This is a genomic window from Janthinobacterium sp. 344, assembly GCF_900112025.1.
GTDB lineage: Bacteria > Pseudomonadota > Gammaproteobacteria > Burkholderiales > Burkholderiaceae_D > Janthinobacterium.
In genome coordinates this window covers 793,622-805,430 of the sequence record NZ_FOKL01000001.1, presented here as the reverse complement: position 1 = coordinate 805,430, position 11,809 = coordinate 793,622, and the positions used below count along the sequence as shown (strand labels likewise).

At 65.4% G+C, this 11,809-nt stretch carries 11 protein-coding genes; 8 read left to right on the top strand and 3 right to left on the bottom strand.

Annotated elements, in window-relative coordinates; genetic code table 11:
* Positions 1–41: 41 nt before the first annotated feature.
* A complete protein-coding gene (locus BM193_RS03650; RefSeq protein ID WP_092795450.1) occupies positions 42–821 on the bottom strand; it encodes an AraC family transcriptional regulator in 780 nt (259 codons plus the stop codon).
* A gap of 107 nt (positions 822–928) precedes the next feature.
* Here BM193_RS03650 and BM193_RS03645 point away from each other — a divergent pair, with 107 nt between their 5' ends.
* On the top strand, positions 929–1,819 hold the full coding sequence (locus BM193_RS03645; protein WP_092795449.1) for a DMT family transporter: 891 nt from the start codon (positions 929–931) through the stop codon (positions 1,817–1,819).
* 35 nt (positions 1,820–1,854) lie between these two features.
* Positions 1,855–2,442 carry an O-methyltransferase gene (locus tag BM193_RS03640; RefSeq protein WP_092795447.1) on the top strand — a complete coding sequence of 196 codons (588 nt, stop codon included), beginning with the start codon at positions 1,855–1,857 and terminating at the stop codon, positions 2,440–2,442.
* A 3-nt stretch (positions 2,443–2,445) separates the two neighbouring features.
* On the opposite strand, the gene BM193_RS03635 is transcribed toward BM193_RS03640, so the two are convergent.
* Together BM193_RS03635 and BM193_RS03630 are read right to left on the bottom strand one after the other, a co-directional pair.
* On the bottom strand, positions 2,446–2,955 hold the full coding sequence (locus BM193_RS03635; protein ID WP_092797018.1) for a GAF domain-containing protein: 510 nt from the start codon (positions 2,953–2,955) through the stop codon (positions 2,446–2,448).
* 75 nt (positions 2,956–3,030) lie between these two features.
* Entirely contained in the window at positions 3,031–3,921 is an 891-nt protein-coding gene (locus tag BM193_RS03630) for a LysR family transcriptional regulator (RefSeq protein ID WP_254785819.1), read from the bottom strand.
* Positions 3,922–4,011: 90 nt separating this feature from the next.
* Here BM193_RS03630 and BM193_RS03625 point away from each other — a divergent pair, with 90 nt between their 5' ends.
* The 6 genes from BM193_RS03625 (at position 4,012) to BM193_RS03600 (ending at position 11,686) form a co-directional block, all read left to right on the top strand.
* Positions 4,012–4,998, top strand: coding sequence for an aldo/keto reductase (locus tag BM193_RS03625; protein WP_092795445.1), 987 nt, complete (start codon positions 4,012–4,014; stop codon positions 4,996–4,998).
* Between the two features lie 139 nt (positions 4,999–5,137).
* Entirely contained in the window at positions 5,138–5,962 is an 825-nt protein-coding gene (locus tag BM193_RS03620) for a CheR family methyltransferase (protein WP_175533136.1), read from the top strand.
* Positions 5,963–5,966: 4 nt separating this feature from the next.
* The gene (locus tag BM193_RS03615) at positions 5,967–6,608 is read left to right on the top strand and encodes a chemotaxis protein CheB (RefSeq protein WP_092795443.1); all 642 of its coding nucleotides are present in this window, start codon (positions 5,967–5,969) and stop codon (positions 6,606–6,608) included.
* A gap of 106 nt (positions 6,609–6,714) precedes the next feature.
* The gene (locus tag BM193_RS03610; RefSeq protein ID WP_092797011.1) at positions 6,715–7,842 is read left to right on the top strand and encodes a hybrid sensor histidine kinase/response regulator; all 1,128 of its coding nucleotides are present in this window, start codon (positions 6,715–6,717) and stop codon (positions 7,840–7,842) included.
* Positions 7,843–7,852: 10 nt separating this feature from the next.
* Positions 7,853–11,236, top strand: a complete 3,384-nt coding sequence (locus BM193_RS03605) for a hybrid sensor histidine kinase/response regulator (RefSeq protein ID WP_092795441.1) — start codon at positions 7,853–7,855, stop codon at positions 11,234–11,236.
* Positions 11,237–11,287: 51 nt separating this feature from the next.
* Complete coding sequence (locus BM193_RS03600; protein ID WP_092795439.1) at positions 11,288–11,686, top strand: MAPEG family protein; 399 nt, start codon at positions 11,288–11,290, stop codon at positions 11,684–11,686.
* Positions 11,687–11,809: the final 123 nt, after the last annotated feature.

Sequence of the window (11,809 nt, the reverse complement as noted above, 5' to 3'; positions counted from 1 at the left end):
GCATCCCCATATGACAAGGCGGCTACCCCTGGGCCGCTTTTTCAGCGCATGCCGCGGCGGAACTGGTCCGGCGTGCCGCCGCCTTGCCGGCGGAACATGGCGATGAAGGCGGACGCCGTGCTGTAGCCCAGTTCCAGTGCGATGGCCTGCACGGTTTCTCCCTGTTCCAGCAGGGGCAGGGCGGCCAGGAAGCGCTGGCGCTGGCGCCATTCGCCAAATGGCATGCCCAGTTCGCGCTGGCAGCGGCGCGCCAGGGTGCGCTCGGTAACATGCAGTTGCGCGGCCCAGTCGGCCAGTGAGCGGTTACTGCCCGGCTCCGCCTGCAGGGCGGCCAGCAGGGCCGCGATGACGGGCTCGTCGCTGCCCGGCAGATAGTTGCGGCTGCACGGCGCCAGCCGCAGCTGGTCGACCAGCACTTGCGCCAAGCGCTGGTCGGCCTCGGTGGCGGGCGTGGTGACGCCCCGTTCGGCGAAGTCGCCGAGGATGGCTTTCAGCAAGGGACTCAGGACCAGCGCGCACGGCTGCGCCGGCAGCTGCGCGCACAGGCTGGCGTCAATATACGCCGAGTGAAACACGACATCCTGGCGGATGTAGCCGTCATGCAAGGTGTCGGGCGGTATCCACACGGCGTACTGGGGCGGCGACAGATAGCGCTGGCCCGCCACCATGATTTCCATCACGCCCGTGGAGCAATACGTGAGCTGGCCCCACGGATGGCTCTGGTAATCGAACTGCTGGTGCGCGTGATAATCGTCGAGACGGAAATACACGGGATAGGGCAGGGTGTCGGATACGGCGGGGAAATGCTGGTTGCTGGCCATCGTGTCTCCTGTTTTGTCCGGTTCTTCGCATCGTTTGTCCGTTAAGCATTATATCCATGGAATCGGACCATGCGAAAATGGCGGTATTGAATAAGGGAGTACGCCGCATGCAAGCCAAGCACTATCTGTTACCCGTGATCGCCGTGCTGATCTGGGCCATCAACACCATCGTCAGCAAGCTGGCCGTGGGCGTCATCGACCCGGCCGCCATCTCGTTCTACCGCTGGCTGCTGGCCGGCGTGCTGCTGGCGCTCGTGTTTGCCCGGCCCGTGTGGAAGCAGCGGGCCGTGGTGAAGCCGTATCTGGGCAAGCTGTTTGTGCTGGGCATGCTGGGCATGGTCATGTACCAGTGCCTGGCCTACATCGCCGCGCAGACGACGACGGCCACCAACATGGGCATCCTGGCCTCGATGATGCCCCTGCTGGCCGTGGGCCTGTCCGTGCTGCTGCTCGGCGAGGCGCCCACCGTGGGCGGCGTGTTCGGCGGCCTGGTGTCGCTGCTGGGCCTGGCATATCTGCTCAGCCATGGCGACCCGGCCGCGCTGCTCGCCCATGGCGCGGCCGTCGGCGACGCCCTGATGCTGCTGGCCTGCCTGTCGTATGCGGGCTATGGCGTGCTGCTCAAGCGCTGGAAGATTCCCCTGAATAACTGGCATTCGCTGCTGATCCAGGTGTGGTGCGCCGTGCCCGTGCTGTTCGTGTATTACCTGAGCCAGTCCGCGCCGCCCGTCACGGGCGCCGGCTTGCCGCTGGTGCTGTTTGCCGGCATCCCCGCTTCCATCCTCGCGCCGTTCCTGTGGATGCACGGCCTGGCCAAGCTGGGCCCCAGCCGCGCGACGACATTGATGAATCTGTTGCCGGTGTTTACCGTCATCATCGCCATGCTGTTTCTCGGCGAAACCCTGCACGGCTACGATGTGATCGGCGGCGGCGTGACCCTGCTGGGCGTGATCATGGTGCAGTACCTGAAGCGTCCCTTGCGGCGCGCAGCGACGTAATTTTGCTATGCTGGCGCTTTCCACAAGGAGGCGCCATGCACAGTATCGATACCCTGTTGAAGGAACTGGAAGCGTTCGGCAACGCCAATGACGCGGCGCACACGCAGCGGGCCAGCCGCATGCTCAACATCACGCGCGACACGGGCGAGCTGCTGGCCGTGCTGGTGCACGCGCGCGGCGCGCGGCGCGTGCTGGAAATCGGCACCTCGAACGGCTATTCGACCCTGTGGCTGGCGCGCGCGGCGCAGGCGCTGGGCGGCAGTGTGGTGACGGTGGAAGTGGCGCAGGACAAGTTCGACATGGCGCATGCCAACTTTGTGCGCGCGCAATTGCAAGGCGTGATCGGCCAGCTGCTGGCCGACGCGGGCGAGGTGCTGCGCGATGCGGCGGACGGCGCCTACGATTTCATCTTCCTCGATTCGGCGCGCCAGCAATACCAACAATGGTGGCCGCAGCTGGACCGCGTGCTGGCCGCCGGCGGCGTGCTGGTGGTCGACAACGCAAGCTCGCATTACGCGGACATGGCGGGCTTCCTTGACGCCATCGGCGCCGACAGCCGCTACACGACGTGCCTGGCGACGGTCGGCAAGGGCGAATTCATCGCCGTCAAGTCCGGTAACTAAGGCTTATTCGGCGACGATAGCCGCTTCCAGCACGCGCACCAGCGATTCCACGCCTTGCGCGTCGACCTCGTCGAAGCGGCCGATCAATGGGCTGTCGAGGTCGAACACGCCGATGATCTGGCCGTTGGCAAACACGGGCACCACCAGTTCCGAGCGCGAATTGACGTCGCAGGCGATGTGGCCAGGAAAGGCGTGCACATCCTGCACGACGATGGACTTGCCTTCGACCACGGTGGTGCCGCACACGCCGCGGCCCTTCTTGATGCGGATGCAGGCGGGCTTGCCCTGGAATGGTCCCAGGACCAGCTCATCGCCTTTCAGGAAATAAAAGCCCGCCCAGTTCAAGCCCGGCATGGTGTTGAACACCAGCGAACTGAAATTGGCCGTGTTGGCGATGAAATCGCTTTCGCCCGAGAGCAAGCCTTGCAGCTGCGAACGCAGGTCCGCATACATGGTCTGCTTGGCTTCGGGCGTGTCGGTGGCGTAGGCGGCGTCGCTGATGGTAAACGTCATGATGGTGGCGCTCAAAAAAATGGGAAGGCGCTATGGTAGCGCGTCTGGCGCGCGCGTGCGCCGTCGCTTGCATCTTCAGCGGTGCAGTGCTTCCTGCGCCAGCCGGCGCAGCAGGGGCAGGGCCGCATGCCCGTGCTCGTGGCGCCAGGCCAGGCCGATGCCGGCCGCCAATTCCTCGCCTTCCAGCAGTTGCCGGTACGCCACGCCATCGAGGCGCAGCGCGCGGAACGAGTCGGCCAGCAGGGCCATGCCCTTGCCGGCCGCCACGTCGCTGAGCAGCACATGGTGGTCCAGCGGTTCGCGCAGGAAAGCTGGCGCGAAGCCATGGCGGCGGAACACGTGCTGGCAATGGTCAAAGAAGGCGGGCTGGCGCGCCCGTTCGAACCAGTAGAGGGGTTCCAGCGCGATATCGGCCAGGCCGAGCTTGCGCTTTCTCGCCAGCCGGTGCCCGGCGGGCAGGGCCAGCATCATGGGCTGGCGCGCCAGCGGCTGCACGGCCAGCTCGAACGTGGCGCTGGGCAAGGCGATCACGGCCGCGTCGAGCTGGCCTTTGCGCACGGCGGCCACCAGGCGCGGCGATGGCGCGGACGTCAGTTCCAGGCGCATGGCGGGCAATTGCCGCTCCAGCGCCGCCAGCAGCGGCCGGAACAGGCCCGCTTCCACCGAGCTGGTCAGCCCCAGGCGCAGGCGTGCCGGCGCGCTGTCCGCCTGCAGCGACGCTTGCGCCGTCGCCAGCAAGTCGAGGATGTGCAAGGCTTGCGGCAACAGGGTGCGCCCCGCTGGCGTCAGGGCCACGCCTTGCGTGTCGCGCTCGAACAATCGCGTACCCAGCTTGTCTTCCAGCGTCTTGATGGCGCGCGACAGGGGCGGCTGGGTCATGTGCAATTGTTCCGCCGCCTGGCGGAAATTCAGGCAGCGGGCGACGGCGCAAAACAGGGTCAGGGCATGGGTATCGAGGGCTCTCATACCGGAAAGGTATCACGAAATCGCTCATTGCCCGGGCGGACGGCGCGGCCTAGACTGGCCGCATCGATATCCACCTTGAAGGAGAACAGCATGCAACAACGACGCATCGGCAACAGCGGTTTGAGCAGTTCGGCACTGGGCCTGGGCTGCATGGGCATGTCGGAATTCTATGGCGCCACGGACGAGGCGCAATCGCTGGCCACCCTGGAAGCGGCGCTGGCGGCTGGCGTGACCCTGTTCGACACGGCCGACGCCTACGGCTTTGGCCACAACGAGCAATTGCTGGGGCGCTTTTTACAGCAGCATCGCGGCCAGGCCCTGGTCGCCACCAAGTGCGGCCTGGCGCGCGAGGCGGGCAGCTATGCGCGCCGCGTAGACAATGCCCCCGCCTACATCCGCCAGGCGTGCGAGGCGTCGCTGGCGCGCCTGGGCGTGGAGAGCATCGACCTGTTCTACCTGCACCGCCTGAACCTGGAGACGCCACTGGAAGAATCGATGGGCGCGCTGGCGCAGCTGGTACAGGAAGGCAAGATTCGCGCCGTGGGCCTGTGCGAAGTGAGCGCCGCCACCTTGCGGCGCGCGGCGGCCATCCACCCGGTGGCGGCCGTGCAGAGCGAATATTCGCTGTGGACGCGCGAGCCGGAGCAGAGCGTGCTGGCCGCCTGCCGCGCAGTGGGCGCCAGTTTCTTCGCCTACAGCCCGCTGGGCCGGGGATTTTTGACGGGTGCCATCGCCGATGCCGCCAGCCTGGAAGAGGGGGATTTCCGCCAGTTCAATCCCCGCTTCGCGGGCGACAACCTGGCGCATAACCTGGCCATCGTCGGCCTGGTGCGGCAGATGGCGCATGACAAGGGCTGCACGCCGGCGCAGCTGGCGCTGGCCTGGCTGCTGGCGCAGGGCGACGACATCATCCCGATTCCCGGCACCAAGCGCATCGCCTATCTGCACGACAACCTGGGCGCGCTGCAGGTGCGCCTGGACGGGGCCGAGCTGGCGGCCATCGCCGCTGCCTTTCCGTTGGGCATGGCGGCAGGCGAGCGCTACACGCCAGAGGGCATGAAGGGCGTGGATGCGTGAAAAAGATGGGCTGAGTGTTCGCTGGCGAACGCTAGGGCTTTTTTTCCTGGAGGATAATTCTGCGTGATCTGCTAGCATTTCATGGCCGCGTGCGCGGACCAGTGCACGCGGCGTGGATGCCCCAGGATGAAAGAGGTGGATGTTGTTAGATGATGATATTTTCGAGATAGAACTGAAATTATTGCTTGAAGGAATCTTGCTGAGGTATCAGCATGATTTCCGCGATTATTCGGTGGCGTCCCTGCGCCGGCGCATGCGCCAGGCCATGGAGCGCTTCGGCTGCGCCAGCCTGTCGCAATTGCAGGACCGCATCTTGCACGAACCCACCGTGTTCGCCCAGATGCTGCAGTTTTTTACGGTGCAGGTGAGCGAGATGTTCCGCGATCCCGCGTATTTCCGCGCCTTGCGCGAAAAAGTCGTGCCCATCCTGCATACCTATCCCTCGATCAAGATCTGGGTGGCGGGCTGCAGCAGCGGGGAAGAGGTCTGGTCGCTGGCCATCCTGCTGGAAGAGGAAGGCTTGCTGGAGCGCAGCATGATTTACGCGACCGATATCAATGTCGAAGCGCTGGCCGCCGCCGAGGCAGGCATCTATTCGATCGAGCGCATCGCCCAGTTCAGCGAAAACTACCAACTGGCGGGCGGCAAGCGTTCGCTGTCCGACTATTACACGGCCGCCTACAAGGGCGCCATCTTCGACCGGCGCCTGCGGCGCCAGTTTGTTTTCGCCGACCACAGCCTGGCGACCGATAGCGTATTTTCGGAGGTGCACATGGTGTCCTGCCGTAACGTCATGATTTATTTCAACAAAGACTTGCAGGACCGCGCCCTGGGCCTGTTCCACGAGGCGCTGGTGAACCGGGGGTTCCTGGGCCTGGGCATGAAGGAAAGCCTGCACTTCAGCCGCTACGCGTCCGACTTCCGCGAGCTGTGCCCGGCTGAAAAAATCTACCAGCGTGCCTGATCCCATGACGCCCGGTCCCTCGTCCGATGTCCTGTCCGCGCTGCCGACCAGCGAGGTGGCGCCGCCGCCTGCCGGCCTGCGCCTGATCGCCATCGGCGCCTCGGCCGGCGGCGTGGAAGCGCTGGGCATCCTGTTGCGCGCCTTGCCCGCCAGCTGCCGCGCGGCCGTGGTGGTGGTGCTGCACCTGGCGCCCGGCCGCTCCAGCCAGTTGCCACAGCTGTATGCCGAGCGTTGCCAGCTGCCGTTGCGCGAAGCGCGCGACAAGGAACCGCTGCACGCCGGCACCGTGTACTTCGCGCCGCCCGACTACCATCTGCAAATCGAGCCCGATGGCTGTTTTTCCCTGTCGCAGGAAGAACCCGTGTATTTTTCGCGGCCGTCGATCGACGTGCTGCTGGAAACGGCGGCCCTGGCTTACCGGCGCGCCATGCTGGCCATCATCCTGACGGGCGCATCGGCCGATGGCGCGGCGGGCCTGGCGCGCGTGCGGCAACTGGGCGGCGGCGCCTGGGTGCAGGAGCCGGCGGGCGCCCGTTGTGGCATCATGCCGGCCGCCGCCCTGCAACGGGCCGGCGCCGACCGCGTGCTGGACCTGGCGCAGATGGCGGCCAGCCTGGCCTTGCTCGGTGACGGGCAGAGCAAGTGAATGCAGACATGACAGTGCGTGTAATATACGCAAAGACTGAAACAATAATAATTTCTATACAGAAATACGATGGCATTCTGCCGTTGCAATGCCAGAAGACTACTCCGTGACCGCACCTATTCATATTCTCGTCGTTGACGACATCGCGCAAAACCTGACCGCCGCCGAAGCCGTGCTGGCGCGGCCCGGGATTGTCATCCTCAAGGCCGCCTCGGGCGCCGAAGCGCTGGAACTGCTGCTGACGCATGAGGTGGCGTTGGCCCTGATCGACGTGCAAATGCCGCAGATGGACGGGTTTGAGCTGGCCGAGCTGATACGCGGCAGCGAACGCACGCGCAGCATTCCATTGATTTTCCTCACGGCCGCCTCGCGCGAGCCCAGCTACAGCTTCCGTGGCTACGAGGCGGGCGCCGTCGATTTCCTCTACAAGCCCATCGACGTGAAAGCCTTGCAGAGCAAGGTGGCGGTGCTGGTCCAGCTGTACCAGCAGAAACGCGAACTGTCGGCCCAGCTCGATGAACTCAAGCATGCGCTGCACCTCAACGAATTGTTTACGGCCGTGCTGGGCCACGACTTGCGCACGCCGCTGTCGGTGGTGATGAATGGCGCCATGCTGCTGCCGATGATGAGCGACCATCCGAAAGTGGTGGTCACGGCGCAGCGCATCGAAAGCAGCGCCAAGCGCATGGCGCGCATGGTCGACCAGTTGCTGGACCTGGCCCGCATCCGCTCGGGCACCATGGAATTGCGCAGCAGCATGCAGGACTACCTGGCGCTGGCGCGCGCCATCGTCGATGAATTCGACACGCCGGGCCAGGCCACGCCGATCGAGGTCAGCAGCATTGGCGAACTGCACGGGCTATGCGATGCGGGCCTGCTGTCGCAAGTCATCTCGAACCTGCTGAACAATGCCATCACGCATGGCGAACCGGGCGCGCCGGTGCAGCTGGCGCTCGATGGCCGCGCGGCCGACAGCATCGAACTGCGCATCGTCAATCGTGGCGTGATCCCGTCCGCCTTGCTGCCCACCCTGTTCGAACCGTTCCAGCAGGCGGGCGACAAGCGCAAGACGGGCCAGGGCCTGGGGCTGGGCTTGTACACCGTCAACATGTTCGTCAAGGCGCACGGTGGCACGGTCGAGCTCAGCTCGACGCAAACGCAGGGCACGGTGGCGACGGTGCGCATTCCGCGCCAGTGCCAGGTGTGCGTGCAAGCCGATGCGGTGGCGAAATGAGGGCGGCCACATGAGCATGCCGACCTGGCCGCGCGGCGGCGGCATCATGGGGGAACTGGTGCGCCGGCACGACTGGGCCGCCACCAGTCTCGGCGCGCCCGAGAGCTGGCCCGCCAATTTGCGCGCCAGCGTCGACATCGTGCTCAATTCGCCGATGGCCATGGTGCTGATGTGGGGCCCGCAGCACGTGATGATTTATAACGACGACTACATCAAGATCGCCGGCGCGCGCCATCCGGTGGCGCTGGGCGGCACGGTGCCGGCCATCTGGCCCGAGATCTGGGACTGGAACGCGCGCATCCTGGAAGCGGGCATGCGCGGCGAGAGGCAGGTGCACCGCGAGAGCTGTCTGCCGCTGCTGCGTGATGGACAAGCGACGGACGTCTGCTTCGACCTGTTCTATACGCCCGTGCATGGCGAGGGCGGCCAGGTCGATGGCGTGCTGTGCACGGCACTGGAATTGACGGCGCGCATGGAAGAGGGCCGCCAGCTGAAGCTGGCGACGGCCGAACTGGGTGAACTCAACAACAGCTTGCAGGCGGAAGGGGAGGCCGTGCGCGCCGCCAACCGCCGCCTGGCCGAAGAGCGCGCCCTGCTGCGCGCCCTGTTCCAGCAAGCGCCCAGCTTCATGGCCATGCTGCGCGGGCCGCGGCATGTGTTCGAACTGGCGAATGAACATTATTTGCGCCTGGTGGGCTGCCGCGACCTGCTGGGCAAGCCGGTGGAGGTGGCCTTGCCGGAAGTCAAGGCGCAAGGCTTCATCGACCTGCTCGACCAGGTCTACCGCACGGGCGTGCCTTTCGAGGGACGCCAGGTGAAGGTGGCGCTGCAGACGGCGCAAGGGCACACGGGCCAGCGCCACGTCGATTTCGTCTACCAGCCGATCAAGGATGACGATGGGGTGGTCACGGGCATCCTCGTCGAAGGCATCGACGTCACGGAGCGCATGGAAGGCGAGGAGCGCCTGCGCCTGGCGCAGCAGGCGGGCGGCATCGGCACCTTCGAATGGTTCCCGGAGACGGGCGCGATGGTAGTCTCGCCCACGTTCCGCCGCCAGTGGGGCATCGCCGACGACGCGGAGGTCACGCAGCAATTGCTGGTCGGCCTGGTCGATGAACGCGACTTGCGCAAGGTGGGGCCCAGCAAGCTTGAGCTGGCGCAGAATCCGCTCGAATATGTCGAGTACCGCGTGCGCCGTCCCATCGATGGCGAAGTGCGCTGGATCGCGCGCCAGGGCGAAGTGGTGCCTGGCCGCGTGCCGGGCCAGCGCCGCTACGTGGGCGTGTCGTTCGACGTCACGGAGCGGCGCCAGATCGAGGAGGAATTGACGGCCAGCCAGGAGCGCATGGCGGCCATCTTCGGCCAGGCCTCCGTGGGCTTGTCGGAGCTGGGCCTCGATGGCCGCTTCCAGCGCGTCAACGGCGCCCTGTGCCGCATGCTGGGGCGTTCCGCCGAGGAATTGCTGAGCCTAAACATGAATGACATCATGCATCCCGATGATGTGCCGGGCAACAATATGCTGTTCCAGCGCCTGGTGCAAACGGGCGAGTCATTCTCGCTGGAAAAACGCTACCTGAAGCCCGACGGCACGCAAGTGTGGGTGTCGAGCAGCGTCAGCCGCCTGGTCGATGAGCAGGGGCACACGCGTTCCCTGATCGCCGTCAAGACGGATATCACGGACCGGCGCCGCGTGGAAAAGGCGCTGCATGAATTGAACGAAACGCTGGAACACCGGGTCGAACAGGAAGTGAGCGAGCGCACCAAGGCGGAGGACGCCTTGCGCCAGGCGCAAAAGATGGAAGCCGTGGGGCAGTTGACGGGCGGTATCGCGCACGATTTTAATAATGTGCTGCAGATTATTTCCGGCAATTTGCATTTGCTGCAGCACCTGACGGGCACGGACGGCCAGATGCGCCAGCGCCTCGATACGGCGATTGCCGCCGTCGAGCGCGGCGCCAAGCTGTCATCGCATCTGCTGGCCTTTGCCCGGCGCCAACCGTTGAAGCCCGTGGTGGCGGACCTGGCGCGCGTGGTGCGTAATATGGATGCGCTGTTGCGGCGCGCCCTGGGCGAAGCCATCGATATCGTGCACGTCGGTGGCGGCGGCTTGTGGAATACCCTGGTCGACCGCAGCCAGATTGAAAACGTCATCCTCAACCTGGCCATCAATGCGCGCGACGCCATGGATGGCGTGGGCAAGCTGACCATCGAGCTGGGCAATGTCGTGCTCGATGAACAGTATGTGCACAACCTGGTCGACGTGCCGGCCGGCCAGTATGTGATGCTGTCCGTGACCGATACGGGCCACGGCATGAGCGGCCCCGTGCTGCAGCGCGCGTTCGAGCCGTTCTTCACCACCAAGCCGGAAGGCGCGGGCACGGGCCTGGGCCTGTCGATGGCATACGGTTTTGTCACGCAAAGCCGCGGCCACATCCGCATTTACAGTGAACCTGGCGTGGGCACGGGAGTCAAAATCTATTTGCCCCGCTCCCTGATGGCCGAAGCGGACGAGGAAGTGGAATTGAGCGGCGTCGTCACGGGCGGCACGGAAACCGTGCTGGTGGTGGAAGACGATGTGGGCGTGCGCACCACCGTGGTCGACATGCTGGGCGCGCTCGGCTACACGGTGCTGAAAGCGGAAGATGGCGAAAGCGCGCTGGCCGTGCTGCACAGCGGCGCGCAGATCGACTTGCTGTTTACGGACGTGATCATGCCCGGTCCTGTCAGCAGCACGGAGATGGCGCGCCAGGCGCGCGAGCTGCAGCCCGATATCGCCGTGCTGTTTACGTCCGGCTATGCGCAGGACGTCATCGTGCACGAGGGGCGCCTCGACGCGGGAGTGGAATTGCTCAGCAAACCGTACCGGCGCGAAGAGCTGGCACGCAAGCTGCGCCATGTGCTGGCCAATCGCCAGCAGCAATTGCGCGCGCGCCAGTTCGAACGGTCCGGCGCACCGGTGGCCGGCAGCCTGTCGGCCAGTGCGCTGCGGGTCGGCACGCCGGGGCTGGACCTGACAGGCCATGCGCCAGAGCCGCAGGGGGACATGCCGACATCCATGAAGATCCTCGTGGTGGAAGACAACCTCGATTCGCAGCTGATGGTGTGCGAGCTGGTGGGCATGCTTGGGCATACGGTGAGCGGCGTGTCCGATGGCGAGTCCGCGTGGCAATTGCTAAGCGAGCAAGATTTCGATATCCTGTTTACGGACGTGAGCTTGCCGGGCATGTCCGGCATCGCGCTGGCGCGCATGGTGTTGCGCGACAAACCCGATATGCGCATCATCTTTTCCACCGGCTATGGCAAGGAATCGATGGATGAGCTGGGCTTTTCCGCCAGCGTCCTGCGCAAGCCGTATGACTTGATGGAGCTGCAAGCGGCACTCGACCAATCCTGACCTTGACGGCACGCGCCTCCCGGCCGGGCTGTCCCCTCCAAAGGCGAACTGATGACTCCTGAACTGACGATGCTGGGCTGTACCCTGGTGCTGGCGCTGGTGCAAATCCTGCTGCCGGCGATGTTGCGCACGCGCGAAACGGGCACGGCGTATAACGTGAGCGCGCGCGATGGCGATGGCCCGCCCGTGGGCAAGATCACGGGCCGCTTGCAGCGCGCCCAGGCCAACCTGTTTGAAACCCTGCCCCTGTTCGCCACCGCCGTGCTGATCGCCCACGTGACGGTGCAGGAGAGCGCGCTGACCCTGTACGGCGCCGCCCTGTACCTGGCCGCGCGCGTGCTGTACCTGCCCCTGTATGCGTTTGGCGTGCCCGTCGTGCGCACGCTGGTCTGGTGCGTGTCGATCGCCGGCCTGCTGATGCTGTTCTGGGCCATCCTCTTCGCTTCCTGAATTCCTACGCGGGATGGAGCGCCCGTCCTATGGCGGCGCGCCGGGCGCGGCCGTAAAGTGGCGGCAAGCTGGCGGCTGGCGCCGGCATTTTACGGACCCGACCACGATGGCTGCTCCCGCTAC